This window comes from Mycobacterium innocens, from assembly GCF_900566055.1.
Classification (GTDB): domain Bacteria; phylum Actinomycetota; class Actinomycetes; order Mycobacteriales; family Mycobacteriaceae; genus Mycobacterium; species Mycobacterium innocens.
On sequence record NZ_UPHQ01000051.1, the window covers coordinates 1 to 15,969 of the forward strand.

The following is a 15,969-nucleotide window of genomic DNA, read 5'->3' on the forward strand; positions in this document are numbered from 1 at the left end:
CCGGTCGCCGTCGGCGCCTTCGCGCAACAGCCCGGTCAGCTCGGCCACCTGCGCGTCGTCGCGGGCCAGCCCGGCCGGGTCCAGCGCCGCCTCCCACCCGGCGGCGGGCATCTGCCCGATCGCGACCGGGGCCCGCTCGTCAAGGTCGAACCCGACCGAGTAGGCCACCGACCAGCCCGGGCGGGCGTTCAGTTTGCGCAGGTGCAAGACCACGGCGTGGCTTGAGCCCGCCCCGTCGATGGTGATCAACAGGTTGCGCCGCCACTTCGCCGGGATCGCGGCGATCGCCGCATCGATGATCGCGATGTGATCGGCCGCGGTGTTCGACCCGGCATTGCCGGGGCGGCAGATCACCGCCAGCAGTTCGCCGGTGTTATCGCACCACGCTAACAGCGGGTGAAACCCGTAGCCACCCTTGAAATTCCCCGCAGCGTGCTGCTTGCCGGAATGCGATTCAGCCAGCGAGGCGGCAATGCGGATCACGACCACCGCACCCAGGTCCCCATAACAGGTCCGCGAAGGCGGGATCGCGCCATGCCGAGCCTCGATCAGCTCCCACACCCGTTCCCGGACCCCGTTGCGCACCAGCGCGATCCTGGCCATGCCCTGGTGGTCGATCTCGTTCAGCGACCGCCACATCGTCGGGACCGACGCCACCAGCCCGAACAGCCGTTCCTGATCCCGCAGCACCGCGGTACCGGCCAGGTTCTCCGCGCCGCCCGCGATCGACACCGCCACGTCCCGCAACACCGCGCCCCGGTCGTGGGTCAACGAGTGCCGTACGTAGTGCAGCCTAGGTGGCTGTCGTCCCGACGAGACGGTGATGCCGGCCGCGTCGACCAGGCCGGTGAAGGTGTTGGAGAGGTTCTCAGCGTCCAGGCGGGTGCCGCGGGTGGAGACGAGGAAACTCCGCCCTTGCCGGTATGGGCACCGCTGGTCGCGGCGCTGCCGGTAGCTCAGGGAATGACAGCTGGCGGGTAAGGCAGGTTGGTACTGGATCCGGGTCGATGCCTACCGGTCTGCGCCTGGGCGCGAGAGAAGTGAAATAGCTTGGCGGGCTGACGGTTTGAGATGTCTGCTGCGCTGTCGGTGTGAACGAAGGTGAGACACCTTCGCGGCGCGGGTGGGTACCTCCGCCGGCTCTCATATCTACAGTGTGGTCACGGCGGCCGACGGGGCGGTCAAGGGTCCGCCGCGGGGTGGCGCCAACCAGGCGGTGATGCGTGGAATGTCTGGAATAGACTCTGCTACAAGGACATCCGAGTGGTTAACCTACAAACTTGCCCGCAACCAGGAGGTCATGGGATTCGGTCACCTGGTGTTACAAGAACGGCGACTTACGGGTGCCGGCCATGGAGCAGTCCCTGATGAGCGTGGCCGCCGCGCGAGATGGTCAGCGGTGGCTCGACATCTACCACATCCTGGGGCGGGATATGTTGGCCGCGACTGGGATAAAGCCGGATCTGGACTTTCCCGCCGGTGCCGCATATCACCTGATGGGCTTCGACATCGGTTGCTTTACCCCAATTTTGTGATGAGCCGGATCACCGGACGGACCGTTCATGTCATGGAGCAGACCGCCTCCAACGCGTTGATCCGGGCGCTGAGCCCATACGTCGGACCACCGCAACGCCCGCTCACGCCGACCGATGCATAGCAGGCCGGTGACCTCCGGCCGGGACCGCGTCGCGCGGCCTACCAACCGGTGGCGCGGGCACGGCACGCAGCAGTCGAATCATGGACTGCGACTAGGCGCGGCGGGCCCGGAAGCAACACCGACCGGGTCGTCACCTGATCACTCAACCCGGTGCGGTTACCGCCGCCGTGGGTGTAGTGTCCATAGTGAGGTTTTCTTTCGTAGCCAGCTCTGATCTCGGGTTCGCGACCGCGTCGCAACCAAGAGTCTGGATTGGCTTCGTTTGTCGATCCCCACACGTGTGTGCCGGGTCAGGCCGAAGTGAAGGGGTCGTCGATGGATCATCGCGAGTTGCGCGCGGGTCGACTGGTGGCGGTGACGATGTCGCTGGGCTACGGCCGTATAACGCGGGTGGTTCCCGTCGGGGCAATGTCGACGCCATGAACGGAGCAGTGGGCGGTCGGCGCCTGGCCAGCCCGGTGCGGGTTGCCTTGGCGACGGAACTGGGTGCGCCGCTGGACGGGGCGTGGTGGCCGCATACGGCCTCGATAGCGCGCGAACTTCCCGAGCTGGTTGATGCCCTGCGCACGCGGTTGGGGAAGATCACCACCATCACCGTCAACTGGTCCTCGCTGGAGTGCTCACCAGATCTCGATGCGCTGAACCGTCCCGGGGTAGGTGACCGGGGTGAGCGCGGCCGGGTTGTCGCACGCCAGCGACTGATGACGATCACCGGCAGCCGGGCCTCGGCGAATCTGTTGGTGGTACCGTGCCGCACGTCCGCTGCACTGGCCAAGATGGTGTTACGCAGATGCGCGGGACTGCCCGCCATGGGTCAGGATCGGGACACCCAGGAATTCCAGACCTGCGGTGACATCCTGCGGGCCGCTCGTGCCGAGAGCGCACTCTGCGGTCAGCATGTCCCGGACGATGGAGCCGCGCACGCCGCTCCGGCCGATTTGCAGTCGTGACGGATTGATGGGTACCTCCCCGACCGCGCAACGCCGCGCAGCAGCAACATTTTTCGACGTGCGGTCCGACCGTGACGAGCCGGGGACCTCGTTGGTCCTCGGACGCGTGGGCAACCCACCACCGCGCCCCACATCATGCTCGGTGCGGGTTTGCGCTTTGAATGCGTCGCGCCGACGCTCATAAGAAAGGATGTACGACATGGCTATACAGGACTGGCGGGACGCGCCGGAGATTCATCCGTCCGAGATCCGGATCGGTGACGTCATCGGCACCGTGCGCTCGACCCACGTTCCCTTCAAGGTCAAGCTGATCAGCGAGCCGAATAGAAGCCCGAAGCAATGGACGTTTTTTGGCCGCGACGACGCCGGCCTGGACTACATGAGCACCTTCGGGGACGGCGAATTGGTCCGCAGGTACACCAAGGCTTCCTGACCGCATCGCAGGGCTGCGGCGCAGTGTCGCCGAGGCGATTGCGCCTGCGCCAACGATCGTCGCGCACCGGCGGGCTTTAGTTAGCATCGACTGGGCCGGGTCAGACCGCTAAAATCCTGATTTCATGGCCGTTAGGCGCGCCGTGTTACTCATTGCCGATATCGGCGGATACACGCACTACATGACGTGGAACCGCATGCACCTGGTCCACGCGCAGCAGACGGTGGCCGAGCTGCTCGAAGCGGTGATCGACGCCGGCAAAGGTCTCAAGCTGGCCAAGCTGGAGGGTGATGCCGCGTTCTTCTGGGCGCCCGGCGGCAACCCCGAAGTCGTTGTGTGCGAACGGATAACGACCATGCGACAAGCCTTCCTGGCGCGGCGGGAAAGGCTGAAGAAAGACATCGCCTGCGACTGCCAGAGCTGCTCGCAACTGGACAACTTGTCGCTCAAGTTCGTCACTCACGAGGGCGAAGTCGCCGAGCAGAAGGTCAAGCGGCGGGTCGAACTCGCCGGCTTCGACGTCATTCTCGTGCACCGGATGCTGAAGAACCTGGTGCCGGTGTCGGAGTATGTGCTGATGACCGACGTTGTGGCCGCTTGCCTCGATGAGTCGATGCGGAAACTCTCGATTGCGTTGACCCACGATTTCGAGGGCATCGGCCAAACGGCGACGTACTATATCGATCTCGCCACGTCCGAGGTGCGGCCCGTGGTGGTGGAACGCGGCTTCTTTGGCCGGTTCTCGGCGAAGCTGGGGTTTGGGGCGAAGGCATTGCCATTCATGCTGGGGGCAAAAGAGCCCTGCGCGCAGTTCCACAACCTTGATCGCGGCGCTCAAGAGCTGCCCGCGTAAGTCGGGCGGCCGGCAGTCGTAGCACTGACCGAACTCGGCTACGATCGGCCGGTGTCGGTGGTGCTGCTTCGCGAGATGTTCGACCGTGTGGTTGTGGCCAAGAACGCTGATCTGTTCGAGCACTACTACGACCCCGACTTTGTGATGTACTCCGACGGGCTGAGTCAGAGTTTTGCCGAATTCCGCGACAGCCACCGCAATGTCTATGCCACCGACATCAGCTACGCGGTCGAGTACGACGAGCAGGCGTGGGTGGTGGCCGCCGACAAGGTGGCGGGACGGTTGTGGATCACCACGTCTCGCCTCGGCGAGCAGCCGACCCGAATAGAGGTTGTGCTCATCGCCGCGTATCGCAACGGTCGAATCCATCGGATCTGGGAGACGACATGGCCGAGTTGGCGCAACGTGGCCGCGCTGGAAGACTACTGACCGGCCACGCGGGCAACGTCACTGCAGCCGGTGCATCAATTCGGCCGCAGCGTGTCGGCCGCTGAGCAAGGCGCCGTGCACGGTGGCGGGATTGTCCTCGCCGACGGCCTCGCCGGCGAGGTAAAGCCGGTCGTCGATCGGTTCCTGCAGCCGGCGGCGATCGTCGAGACCGGAACCCGGCGCGTGGAACGAGTATGAGCCAAGGGCATAGGGATCGACGGTCCAGTTCGACGATTTGACGTCGACGAGCGCGACGTCGTTGCCGAACAACTGCCGGGCGATGGGCAGCGCGGAGGCCATCAACTCACCGGGTGCCGAGGACTCCACGTGCCGGCCGCGGTGACCGGCGTTGAAAGCCAACACGATCGGTCCGGCGGCGGCCGGCAACGTCAGCCATTGCGCCCACATGCCGCCGTCGGCGCCCAGAAATTGGTAGAACGCGTTTTCCAGGTCCCAGGTCCGCTGCGCGAAGCGGAAGTAGCTCTTGGACAGCACGCCAAATCCCAACGCCCGCAAGGAGTGTGCGTGTCCATCCGGTAGCGGCGGATCGAAGGTTATCGCTCCGGCTTGCAGCACGCCGAGCGGAACGGTGAGGATCGCGGCGGGTCCTTCGAAGGACCGGTCACCGGCTCGCACGATCACCGAATTGCCTTGTCGCACCACCGCTGTGACCACGGTATTGAGGACGACGGGAAGCCCGTCGGCCAGTGAGCGTGGCACGGCATCGTATCCGCTGGTGATGACCACCTGGGGTCCGCCGGTGTACGTGCCTTTGTCGAACGTCGTGGCGGAGAGCTGGTCTGCATCCGCGGCGTACTCGTCTTCGATTTCGGTGTTGACGTAGTAGGCCAATTGGGCGCGTTCGCTATCGGACAACTCGTCGCGCTCCGCCTGGGCGTTGAGGGCGGCGCCCAGACTCCCGCCGTCGACCTCGTCACGAGCCTGCCCCAGCAGCGCGTGCCAGGTCGCCTGGCGGTACTCGATCGGCCCTAGACGAGGATCGATAGCCAGCTTGGCCGGCTGGTTGTAGTCGGTGGGCGCGAGTTGAGCCTGTACGTGGCGCGCCAACTCCACCAGCGGGTTGTTCGTCGTGCCGTGAATCCACGAGGCGCCCATTTCCAGTGGCGGACCCCAGTCGCGGGTGGTATTCACCCGGCCGCCGATCCGATTGCGGGCTTCGATCACCCGCACCGGCCAACCCGCGTCGGCAAGACTGCGCGCGGCGGCCAACCCCGCCATTCCGGCGCCGATGACCAGGACCGCCTTGTTGTCCGGAGGGACTGCCTTGGCGCACCCGGCCGTCACGCCGGTCCCGACGGCGCAGGTCAAACCCGCCGTTGCCGCCAAGAACCGCCGGCGGGACATCTGGGACACGCTGTCAGCGTCTCACACCCGCACGATCCCGAAACGCCGGCTGCTCAGCGTCGTTACCAGATCGTATTCACGCAAATGTGACCGGCCCCACATTACCGTCAGGTAAACTCGGCTGCATCCGGAGGGCGGCGACGAAGCCGCGTTCGAAGGGGGGAGCGGCGATGAAGTCCACCCGCGGCAGTGTGCCGAACCAGTTGCCCGATGCGTTGCCGCCCAGTCGCAGCTTGACCGTTCGCGCGGCCGACGGGACTCCGTTGCACACCCAGGTGTTCGGGCCGCCGGACGGCTATCCGATCGTCTTGACGCATGGCTTCGTCTGCTCCATCCGGGTGTGGGCATATCAGATCGCCGACCTGGCCACCGACTATCGGGTGATCGCTTTCGACCACCGCGGACACGGGCACAGCGGCATCCCGCGACGCGGCAGCTACACCCTCAAACACCTTGCCTCCGACCTGGATTCGGTGTTGGACGCGACGCTGGCCCCGCACGAGCGGGCATTGATCGCCGGGCATTCGATGGGCGGGATCACCATCTCGGCCTGGTCGGAACGCTATCGCCACAAGGTACTCCGACGCGCCGACGCGGTCGCCTTGATCAACACGACCACCGGCGACCTGCTCAGCAAGGTGAAGTTGCTGTCGGTGCCACGGGAATTGTCGGCGGCACGAGTGCTGGCCGGTCGCGGCTTGATCAACGCGTTCGGGGGATTTCGGATACCTGGCGCGGTCCGGATACCGACTCAGCTCATGGTCGCGATGATGGCCGTCGGGGCAGATGCCCACCCGAGCACTGCGCGGCTGGTCTATGAGCTTTTCGCGCAGACCTCACCGGCAGGGCGCGGCGGCTGTGCGCGGATGCTGGTACAGGAACTGGGGCCTCGACATATCAACCTCGACGGTTTGACGGTGCCGACCCTGGTGATCGGCAGCAAGCGCGACCGGCTGACGCCGATCAGTCAGTCCCGCAAAATCGCCAGTGCCGCACCCAATGTCTTCGATCTCGTCGAGTTGCCTGGCGGCCACTGCTCGATGCTGGAACAGCACCATGAGGTGAACCGCCATTTGCGCACCCTGGCCGAATCGGTCACGCGGAATTCCGCGGTCCGGCGGATCAGCTCATAGCAGTGCGGAGACTTCGGTGGCCGCACGCCGACCGGACCTGACGGCGCCCTCCAAATAGCCGGTCCATTCATCCGCGGTTTCCGTGCCGGCCCAGTGAATCGGCCCAACCGGTTCGCGCAGCGACCGCCCGTATTTGGTCCAGGAACCGGGCGGCACTGCGGCGGTGGGACCGCCGGGCGCGAATTGCTCGCTGCCCCAACGGTAATCGGCGTAGTCGAGGGGCTTGAGCGCTTGGTCGCCGAACAGCGAGGCGAAGCACCGCAGCGTGTCGCGGCGGCGCTGCTCGGTGGGCAGCGAGTCGAATGCGCGGGCATCGACGAAACCCATGAGGATGCCCGGCCCGTCGTCATGTGGGCTGACATCGAAGGTGATGAATACCGGGCCATTGTCCGACAAGGCCTGGCCGGAGAATCCGTTGGCTCGCCAGAACGGCGTCGAATACGCGGCATAGGCCTTGCTCAACCGGCCCTGAGGCCAATGCCGGGCGAGTTCCAGGTATTGAGGCGGCAGCGGGGGAGCGAACTCGATGGCCGCACGGTGTGCGGGCGGGATCGCGACGATGACGAACCCGGCCTCGGCCTGTCCCTGATCCGAGGTGACGGTCACACCGGCACCGTGCCGATCGATGCGACGCACCGGCGCGTCCAGCACCACCCGGTTTCCCAGCTGAGCCGCCGCCAAATCGGCGATCTGCTGGGTGCCGCCGGCGAACCGATCCTGCTGGGCGCCGTTTTCGACGTCCAGGAGCCGGTCCAGGCCGCCGGCCGCGCGCACATAGCGGGTGGCGTGCAGCATGGACACGTCTTCGGGTTCGCAACCCCAGGTCACCCGGGCCATGATGGCCATCAGGTCGTGCGACGACGCGGTGGCGCGTACCGCGCGCAACCACTGACCCAGTGACACGCCGTCGAGTTCGCGCGCTCGTCGCGCTTCCCAGGGCGCCGATATCGGCACGCCGCGGGCCAGCCGCTCGAATTGCCAGCGCAACCGGGCGATGTCGAGCAGTCCGGCCAGCGAAAGCCTCGGGATCGTACCGCTGTACGGGCGCACGGCGCCCCGCCAATGGATGACGTTCTTGCCGTCATGGTAGGTCGGGATGGTCGGAACTCGCAGCTCGTCGGCAAGGGCCAGGACCTCGTCTTGAGTGGGCCCGACGAACGTGCCGCCCATATCCGCCGGCAATCCCGCGACATTGCCGGTGAGGGAGCGGCCGCCGACGCGGTCGCGGCCCTCGAGTACCAGCACGTCGTGGCCCTGAGCGGCCAGGTCGCGGGCTGCCGCCAGTCCGGCGAAGCCGGCACCCACTATGACCACGTCGACAATCCAGCGTGGGTTTGTCACGTCCTCTAGTCAACCGCATTTCGGCGGATCCGTCGGAAAAACCAACACCCCGACGCCCGGTGACTCGAGTGACTGATGTGACCAAACCCGACCGGCTACCGTTGTGGACCCAACATCCGACGGCACTACATCGGCACTGTCCTTGGGACAGTGAACCGCAGCTCGGGCGTTGACGTCGAAGGTGCGGTAGCCGGCGCCCCGGTTACGGCGCACTTACGGTGCAACCGTCAGCCAGTCCGCGAACCCCGAGGGGTCGTGGCGTCCCAACGCCCCGTGCTCGTATAGACCCCAGCCCTCCACCGGTTCGGCGTCACCGTCGCGGCACATCGCCCGGCCGACGTGGTCGATGACGCCGAAGCCGGACCGCGTGATGATCGCCGGATCGGTCATGTCGTAGGTCAGCCGCTCGACGAATTTCTCGCCCTTCCACATGCCGTGCAGCCAGTCGGAATCGCCGCCGTAGCCGCCGCCGACGTGGATGGGCACCGCCAACTTGGACTCCACGTCGAAATGCACCGGGGTGCCGTCGGGTGCCGTCGCGTCGATGGTCGCCCCGGTGGGGATCCGCGTGCCGGAGCGGTAGTGGATTGTCACCCGCGGCCAGCCCAGCTGGTCGACGCGGCCGTCGCGCCACACCCGGGTGCAGTCGTTGAGCGAGCGGAATCCGTTTGGTTCCTCCTGAATGATCAGCACGACCGCGAAATCGTCGAACGCCATCGGCAGGTACAGCCACCACATGCCCTCGAATGGCGGATCGGCGGGCCGGCCGGCCGGCTCGGGCTCACCGATCGGCCGGATGCCCCAGGACCGGTCGCGGCTGCCGATCCAGGTGGCGGGGTCCACCGCGATCTCTTCGCCGTCGATCGCTATCCGGCCGCTCCAGCTGCCCAGCTGGGCGAACCGTTGTGCATTCAGCGTCACCCGGTTGCCGGACCGTAGTATGTGCGGCTGTTCCCGGACGACGTCGAACAACCCCTGCCAGGTGAGATCGGCTGCGATGCCTTCGGTTTCGTCGAGGACGAGGCGCAGCTTGCGCAGCGGCTCGATGACCTCGATGCGATAGCCGTTGACGTGCTGGCGCAGCCGGTTCTGGTCGATAGCGTCGGAAAGATGTACCGCCGTCTGGGTATCCCCGCGCCTGATCAGCAGGAATGCGTCCTTTACTCCCAGGTTGGGGTAGTAGCCGATACCGCTGATCACAAAGATGTTTCCGGTGCGGTCATGGGCGTTGAAGTAGGAGCGGTCATAGAAGTTGCGGTCGGAGGAACCCGGCCAGGCGATCGGCTGGGGAAGTTGGTGTACCGGATATTCGTCGAGTGGCCCGATCATCAGTCGTCCTCTCCGATAAGGCGCTTCATCAAAACGGCGTGGTAGAACAGCGATTCGACGTCGTCGGGTCTGTCGATCTCGCCGAAGTGAATGCGGCGCGCGCCGGTACGCATGAACACACATGCCCACATGACACCCGAATACACGTAAAACCAATGCAGGTCACCAAGTTCTGCGCCGGTAAGCCGTTCATAGGTGGCCCGGACGTCGTCTTCGCGCATCACTTCGGGCAGCCCCGGCAGCGTCGCCAAGGCGGCCAGCTCTTGAAAGACCATGTGCGCGTAGATCATCCACGCGACATCGAGTTCGCGAGGGCCCAGCGTGACCATTTCCCAGTCCAGCACCGCCACCGGCCGGAAGTCGCGGTACATGACGTTGCCCACCCGGGAATCCCCCCACAGCAGCACCGGTTGGCGTGCAGCCGCTTCGTGCGGCCAGTTGTCGTTGAGCCAGTCGAACGTCCGCTCCAGCAAAGGAGATCGGCCGATGTCGGGTACCGCGAACTCGTACCAGGCGCGAACCCAGTTGTAATGCCGGCGCAGCGCGGTATCACCGGGGAAATCCTTGGCCAGAAATCCAAATGTGTTCTCGGAGTCGGGGATCGAATGCAGCGTGGCGAGCACCGCGACCGTGGCGTCCTGTAGTTCACGTTGACGTTCGGCCGCAGCGTCGGCGAACCAGTTGTTGCCGAAGGTGTAGGGCATGACGTCGGGCGGCACCACGCCGTCGACGTAATCCATGAGGAAGAACGGAGTTCCGAGCACGTCGCCGGTGGGCTCGATCCAGCGCACGTTGGGGACCGGGACATCGGTCAGTTCGCCGACTCGCCGTATCACCTCGAATTGGTGGTCGAGTCGATAGGTGGGGAACACCGGCACATCCGTGGTGGCGGGCGCCACCCGGACTACCAGTTTCTGCTCGATGGGCTGGCCGTCCTGATGCCAGCGCGCGGTCAGAATGATGGTTTCCGACGACATGCCGGTGGAGTCGACGCCGCTTTCCACGCTCACCTCGGGTGCGGCGCCGCTGGGCAACACCGTCGACAGCCATCGCGACATCACCTCCGGCAGGGTGGTGACGTCACGACTCGAGCGCTGCAGGCGGTCGATGTCCCCGATCGCCGGTTCGTTGGCCACAGGTCTTCCCTCGCGCGGTAATTACGATACGGTAGGTAGCGTTATGAAAGCAGACCCGTCCTCACTTGACAAGGCCCCGGGCGCCGGGCGGCCCCGCGACCCGCGCATCAATTCGGCGATCCTGGCGGCGACCGCGGAACTGCTTGTGCGGATCGGCTATTCGAACCTGAGCCTGGCCGCGGTCGCCGAACGCGCCGGGACCACGAAATCGGCGTTGTACCGGCGCTGGTCGAGTAAGGCCGAACTGGTCCACGAGGCAGCATTCCCGGTGGCCCCCACGGCATTGCAGGCTCCGGCCGGCGATATCGCCGCCGACATCGCGATGATGCTCGCCGCCACCCGCGACGTGTTCACCACCCCGGTGGTGCGGGCCGCGTTACCCGGCCTGGTGGCCGATATGACCGCCGATGCAGAGCTCAACGCCCGGGTGATGTCACGCTTCACCGACTTGTTCGTCGCCGTGCGGGCGCGGTTGCGGGAGGCTGTCGAGCGCGGTGAGGCGCATCCCGACGTCGACCCGGACCGGTTGATCGAATTGATCGGGGGAGCCACGATGCTGCGGATGCTGCTGCGCCCGGACGAGAAGCTCGACGACACGTGGGTGGATCAGACCGCCGCGATCCTGGTGCACGGGGTGACCCGGTGACGCGGCGGCTGGCCGGCCGCGGTGCGGTCGTCACCGGCGCCAGCCGGGGATTGGGCCGTGCCATCGCGTTGGCCTTGGCGGCCGAGGGCGCGGCGGTGGCCGTTGCCGGGCGCACCGAGCAGGTGTGGGACGACCGGCTGCCCGGGACCATCGGTGAAACCGTGGCCGATATCGAGGCGGCCGGCGGACGCGCGATCGCGGTGCGGGCCGACCTGACCGAGCGCGACGACGTCGCACGGCTGGTGACCCATGCGCGAGATGCGTTGGGGCCGATCACGATCCTGGTCAACAATGCGGCGTTCACCGCGCCCGGCCGCCCGCCGGTGCCGGGCGCGCAACCGCGCGCCAAGCCGGCCAAGCCGGCCAAGCCGGCCAGGCCGACCGACGGCAAACCCGGCTGGCCCGGATTCCTCAGTATCCCGTTGGCCGCCTATCGCCGGCACTTCGAGATTTCGGTGTTCGCTGCCTACGAGTTGATGCAACTCGCCTGTCCCGACATGATCGCGGCGGGCGGCGGCTGGGTCGTCAACATCACCTCGGTGGCCTCCCGGTTACCCGGCGACGGGCCCTATCCGGATCGCAGTGGCGGGGTCCTGCCCGGATACGGCGGAGCCAAGGCGGCGCTCGAGCATCTGACCCAATGCGCGGCCTTCGATCTCGCCGGCCATAACGTCGCGGTCAACGCGCTGGCGCCGTCGAAGCCCATCCTCACTCCGGGGCTGGCCTACTACGCCCGGGAATTCGCCGACACCGCCCCGGCGGATGAATTCGCCAGGGCGGCAGTGGAATTGGCACTCGTTGATGCGGCCGTGGTCACCGGGCGCACGATCGGCCACCGCGAGGTTCTCGACGGCAGCTTCCGGCCGTTCCGGCGGGAATCCGGCGGGAATAGTCGGGAGCAGTAACTTCGGCCGCTGGTGGCGACAGGGGTCTTTGGCGTGCCAGTATGAAGAAATCCCAGGCCGCCAGCGGCGGCAGGCAGGTGTGCCAGATGCCCGGTATCGACAAGCCGACAGGACGCGTTGTCGCCCTGATCCTGCTGTTGATCCTGGTCGCCGCTGCCCTGCGTGGCTATCTGCCGGCTGCCGACGGCGGCTCCCGCTCGGAGCCGGGTAGCGGCCGGGCGGCGCTGACGTTCGTGATCGTCGCCCTGAGCGCGAGTGTCGCGCTGATGGCGTTCGCGATGATCGCGCGATTGCGTGATCCACGCGCGCAGGCGCCCAGTGCGGGGAACCTGTCCGAGCTGCTCGGCGGCGGCAAGGGACGGCCGAGTTGGCGGGTGCTGCTCATCGGGCTGGGCGTGATCGTGGCCTGGCTGCTGGTCGCGACGCTGCTCGCTCGCCTGGTCGTGCCGCAGGAAGTGGCTTCCTCGCTGCCCTCGGCGGATCAGAGCGCGCCACCGCCGGCGCCCCGCCCCGCGGCGCCGCCGAGGCAGCACCCGCCGGACAATCCCGGACACACCCTGGAAATCCTGCTCGCGTACACGGTTCCGCTGTTGATCATGATCGTCGTGGCGGCAGCCGTCATGGCTCGACGGCGTTGGCGCGGCGCACCCCCGGCGAGCGTCGCCGCCGACGACGTCGAGTTCCCGGGGCCGGCCGAGGGGCCGGAATTGCTGGCTCGGGCCGCCGAACTGGGATTGGCCGAGATGACCGATCTCGATCGCGAGCCGCGGGAGGCGATCATTGCCTGCTACGCGGCCATGGAGCGGGAGCTCGCCAACGTTCCCGGTGCCGTTCCCCAGGACTTCGACACCCCCACCGAGGTGCTGGCCCGCGCCGTCGCGCACGGTGTCCTGCGTGCTGACAACGCCGGACAGCTGGTCAACCTGTTCGCCGAGGCTCGGTTCAGTCCGCACGTGATGAACGAGGGGCACCGGGAACTCGCGGTCCGGGTCCTTCGGCTGGTGCTCGACGAACTGGCGCCCCGCACCCAGGGAGCTGCCTTGTGAAAAAGCTTGTCGTCCTGGGTGTTTGCCTCATCGTCGGAATCGAGCTGCTGGGGTTGATCGTGCAGGATCGCCGGTTCGTGCTCGCGGCTTCCGGTGTGGCGGTGGGCCTGGTGTTGCTCAATGTCCGCCGTGTCCTCGGCCGCGGATCATCGCCGGCCGTCGAGCCCGAGCACGACGATCTCGGCGACGGATTGCGCCGCTGGCTGTCGAACACCGAGACCACGATCCGGTGGTCGGAATCCACCCGCGCGGACTGGGACCGGCACTTGCGTCCGATGCTTGCGCGCCGATATGAAATCGCGACCGGTCAACGGCTGGCCAAAGACCCGGCGGCGTTTCATGCCACGGGCCAGATGATGTTCGGCGCCGAGTTGTGGGAATGGGTCAACCCCAACAACGTCGTGCGCTCCGGTGCGCATCAGCCCGGTCCCGGCCGCGAGGCGCTCGAGGCGATACTGGAAAAATTCGAGCTGGTATGACGCTGGTAGGACGAATGTGACCCGATCATGAATATGCCGGTCGCGACCACGACGGCCCGCTGCGAGGCGGTGCTCGACGAAATCGAACGCGTCGTGGTGGGCAAACGCGCCGCGCTCACGCTGATCCTCACCACCGTCCTGGCGCGCGGTCATGTGCTCATCGAGGATCTGCCCGGTCTGGGCAAGACGCTGATCGCACGGTCCTTCGCCGCAGCGCTGGGACTGGAATTCAAGCGAGTGCAGTTCACGCCCGACCTGCTGCCGGCCGACCTGCTCGGCTCGACGATCTACGACATGCAGTCGGGCCGCTTCGAGTTTCGCCCCGGGCCGATTTTCACCAACCTGCTGATGGCCGACGAGATCAACCGCACGCCGCCGAAAACCCAGGCGGCATTGCTCGAGGCGATGGCCGAGGGCCAGGTCAGCATCGACGGCAAGACGCACAAGCTGCCCACGCCGTTCATCGTGCTGGCCACCGACAACCCGATCGAGTACGAGGGCACCTACCCACTGCCCGAGGCACAGCTGGATCGGTTCGCGATCCGGCTGGAGCTGCGCTACCTCTCCGAGCGGGACGAGATCGCGATGCTGCGCCGTCGTCTCGACCGCGGGTCGGCCGAACCGACGGTGAACCAGGTCGTCGACCTGCACGACCTGCTGGCGATGCGGGAATCGGTCGAGCAGGTGACCGTCCACGAGGACGTCTTGCACTACGTGGTGTCGCTGGCCACCGCGACGCGGCATCATCCCCAGGTCGCCGTCGGCGCCAGTCCGCGAGCCGAACTCGACCTGGTCCAACTCGCGCGTGCCCGCGCCCTGCTGCTCGGACGCGACTATGTGATCCCCGAGGACGTCAAGGCGCTGGCCACCGCGTGCATCGCACACCGGATCACGTTGCGTCCGGAGATGTGGGTGCGGAAGGTACAGGGCGCCGACGTCGTCGGAGAACTGTTGCGGCGCTTGCCTGTTCCGCGAACCAATGGGACGAATGATCCAGACGCGTGAAGTCGAGTTGCGCTGGCGCGCCTCACCGTTGACGCTGGCGATCGCTACCGGTGCGGCAGCGGCGCTGGCGGCTGCCGTCATCGGCGGTCGCTGGCAGCTGATCGCGTTCGCGGCGCCGCTGCTCGGCGTGCTGTGCTCTATCTACTGGCAGCGACCGGTCCCGGCCGTCCAGGTGCACGGCGAGCCGGATTCGCAGCGCTGCTTCGAGAATGAGCAGGCACACGTCAAGGTTTGGGCCACAACGGATTCCACCGCTCAAACCGGGTCGGAGCCGGTCGAGGTGACGGTCTCGGCACCTACCGGTATGCAGCTCGATGTTCTCCAATCGGATTGCCGCCCAGCCAGAATGGTTGCCGCGTCGGCGCCGCGATGGGGGCGCTATCCCATCCGGGCCCGGGTCGACGTGGTCGCGCGCGGCGGTTTACTGACCGGGACGGCAACCGTCGACGCAGCGGAAGTCGTGGTCTTTCCGCTGACACCGCCGCAGCCCACGGCGATTCCGCAGACCGAATTGCTTGACCGTCTGGGTGCCCACCTCACCCGGCACATCGGCCCGGGCGTGGAATACGCAGACATTCGCCCCTACGTGCCGGGCGACCAGCTGCGCGCCGTCAATTGGGCGGTAAGCGCGCGGCGTGGCCGATTGCACGTGACGCAGCGGTTGACCGACCGCGCCGCCGACGTGGTCGTGCTCATCGACACCTATCGGCAGCCGCCGGGCCCGGCGACCGAGGCCACCGAGCGAATCGCGCGTGGCGCTGCTCAGGTGGTCCAGACCGCACTGCGCAACGGTGACCGCGCCGGGATCGTCGCGCTCGGCGGCAACCGCCCCCGGTGGCTGGGCGCTGACATCGGCCAGCGCCAGTTCTATCGAGTCCTCGACACCGTGCTGGGCACCGGCGACGGGTTCGAAAGGACTACCGGGACATTGGCGCCGCGTGCTGCCGTCCCGGCCGGGGCGATTGTCATCGCGTTCTCCACCTTGCTCGACACCGAATTCGCGCTGGCACTCATCGACTTGCGCAAACGCGGCCATGTGGTGGTTGCCGTCGACGTTCTCGACGGCTCTCCGTTCGAGGGCGAGCAGGATCCGCTGGTGGTACGACTGTGGGCGCTGCAGCGCTCCGCGATGTATCGCGACATGGCCACCGTCGGTGTCGACGTGCTGTCCTGGCAGGGGGATCGTCCGTTGGAGCAGTCGATGGGCACCTTGCCGGATCGCCGTCGTCGGGGGCGCGGACAGCTGGCGGGAAGGCACTGAC

General features: G+C 66.7%; 16 protein-coding genes and 1 pseudogene. 12 read left to right on the forward strand and 5 right to left on the reverse strand.

The genetic code is table 11. The features are described from left to right. A partial coding sequence (locus EET03_RS06115; protein WP_208649008.1) for a transposase occupies positions 1 to 771 on the reverse strand: 771 nt, incomplete at its 3' end. A 337-nt stretch (positions 772 to 1,108) separates the two neighbouring features. On the opposite strand from EET03_RS06115, the pseudogene EET03_RS06120 reads away from it, so the two are divergent. The 5 genes and pseudogenes from EET03_RS06120 to EET03_RS06140 form a co-directional block, all read left to right on the forward strand. After that, positions 1,109 to 1,657: pseudogene (locus tag EET03_RS06120) on the forward strand (citrate/2-methylcitrate synthase); the annotation flags it as partial. A 458-nt stretch (positions 1,658 to 2,115) separates the two neighbouring features. Continuing rightward, positions 2,116 to 2,607, forward strand: a complete 492-nt coding sequence (locus EET03_RS06125) for a DUF5994 family protein (RefSeq protein WP_063471443.1) — start codon at positions 2,116 to 2,118, stop codon at positions 2,605 to 2,607. 199 nt (positions 2,608 to 2,806) lie between these two features. Beyond that, positions 2,807 to 3,040 (forward strand): hypothetical protein, encoded by a 234-nt coding sequence (locus EET03_RS06130; RefSeq protein ID WP_063471442.1) that lies wholly within the window; start codon positions 2,807 to 2,809, stop codon positions 3,038 to 3,040. Between the two features lie 124 nt (positions 3,041 to 3,164). Further along, positions 3,165 to 3,893: a DUF2652 domain-containing protein gene (locus EET03_RS06135; RefSeq protein WP_075543398.1), complete on the forward strand. Its 729-nt coding sequence runs from the start codon at positions 3,165 to 3,167 to the stop codon at positions 3,891 to 3,893. A 51-nt stretch (positions 3,894 to 3,944) separates the two neighbouring features. After that, positions 3,945 to 4,322, forward strand: a complete 378-nt coding sequence (locus tag EET03_RS06140) for a nuclear transport factor 2 family protein (protein ID WP_075543397.1) — start codon at positions 3,945 to 3,947, stop codon at positions 4,320 to 4,322. A gap of 18 nt (positions 4,323 to 4,340) precedes the next feature. Here the strand turns inward: EET03_RS06140 and EET03_RS06145 are convergent, their stop codons facing one another. Continuing rightward, on the reverse strand, positions 4,341 to 5,687 hold the full coding sequence (locus EET03_RS06145; RefSeq protein ID WP_082274721.1) for a flavin monoamine oxidase family protein: 1,347 nt from the start codon (positions 5,685 to 5,687) through the stop codon (positions 4,341 to 4,343). 170 nt (positions 5,688 to 5,857) lie between these two features. Between EET03_RS06145 and EET03_RS06150 the strand changes: the two genes are divergently transcribed. Then, entirely contained in the window at positions 5,858 to 6,820 is a 963-nt protein-coding gene (locus EET03_RS06150) for an alpha/beta fold hydrolase (protein ID WP_075543395.1), read from the forward strand. Here EET03_RS06150 and EET03_RS06155 read toward each other — a convergent pair. The 3 genes from EET03_RS06155 to EET03_RS06165 all read right to left on the reverse strand — a co-directional run bounded on the left by EET03_RS06155 (position 6,815) and on the right by EET03_RS06165 (position 10,626). After that, positions 6,815 to 8,161, reverse strand: coding sequence for a flavin monoamine oxidase family protein (locus tag EET03_RS06155; RefSeq protein ID WP_063471433.1), 1,347 nt, complete (start codon positions 8,159 to 8,161; stop codon positions 6,815 to 6,817). The two genes, EET03_RS06150 and EET03_RS06155, sit on opposite strands and share 6 nt — an antisense overlap. 213 nt (positions 8,162 to 8,374) lie before the next feature. Further along, positions 8,375 to 9,490 carry an Rv3169 family protein gene (locus EET03_RS06160; protein ID WP_075543394.1) on the reverse strand — a complete coding sequence of 372 codons (1,116 nt, stop codon included), beginning with the start codon at positions 9,488 to 9,490 and terminating at the stop codon, positions 8,375 to 8,377. Beyond that, positions 9,490 to 10,626 (reverse strand): phosphotransferase family protein, encoded by a 1,137-nt coding sequence (locus EET03_RS06165; RefSeq protein ID WP_075543393.1) that lies wholly within the window; start codon positions 10,624 to 10,626, stop codon positions 9,490 to 9,492. Before EET03_RS06165 ends, EET03_RS06160 begins: the two co-directional genes overlap by 1 nt. A 43-nt stretch (positions 10,627 to 10,669) precedes the next feature. Here EET03_RS06165 and EET03_RS06170 point away from each other — a divergent pair, with 43 nt between their 5' ends. From EET03_RS06170 to EET03_RS06195, 6 genes are all read left to right on the forward strand, one after another. Further along, positions 10,670 to 11,272, forward strand: a complete 603-nt coding sequence (locus EET03_RS06170) for a TetR/AcrR family transcriptional regulator (RefSeq protein ID WP_075543392.1) — start codon at positions 10,670 to 10,672, stop codon at positions 11,270 to 11,272. Then, positions 11,269 to 12,177 (forward strand): SDR family NAD(P)-dependent oxidoreductase, encoded by a 909-nt coding sequence (locus EET03_RS06175; protein ID WP_075543391.1) that lies wholly within the window; start codon positions 11,269 to 11,271, stop codon positions 12,175 to 12,177. The genes EET03_RS06170 and EET03_RS06175 overlap by 4 nt, the downstream gene beginning before the upstream one ends. An 86-nt stretch (positions 12,178 to 12,263) precedes the next feature. Beyond that, positions 12,264 to 13,223, forward strand: a complete 960-nt coding sequence (locus tag EET03_RS06180; protein ID WP_075543406.1) for a DUF4129 domain-containing protein — start codon at positions 12,264 to 12,266, stop codon at positions 13,221 to 13,223. Next, positions 13,220 to 13,702: a hypothetical protein gene (locus EET03_RS06185; RefSeq protein WP_063471428.1), complete on the forward strand. Its 483-nt coding sequence runs from the start codon at positions 13,220 to 13,222 to the stop codon at positions 13,700 to 13,702. The genes EET03_RS06180 and EET03_RS06185 overlap by 4 nt, the downstream gene beginning before the upstream one ends. A gap of 27 nt (positions 13,703 to 13,729) precedes the next feature. After that, positions 13,730 to 14,707 carry an AAA family ATPase gene (locus tag EET03_RS06190; RefSeq protein WP_075543390.1) on the forward strand — a complete coding sequence of 326 codons (978 nt, stop codon included), beginning with the start codon at positions 13,730 to 13,732 and terminating at the stop codon, positions 14,705 to 14,707. Next, on the forward strand, positions 14,691 to 15,968 hold the full coding sequence (locus tag EET03_RS06195) for a DUF58 domain-containing protein (RefSeq protein ID WP_075543389.1): 1,278 nt from the start codon (positions 14,691 to 14,693) through the stop codon (positions 15,966 to 15,968). The genes EET03_RS06190 and EET03_RS06195 overlap by 17 nt, the downstream gene beginning before the upstream one ends. The last annotated feature ends 1 nt before the right edge of the window (position 15,969 follow it).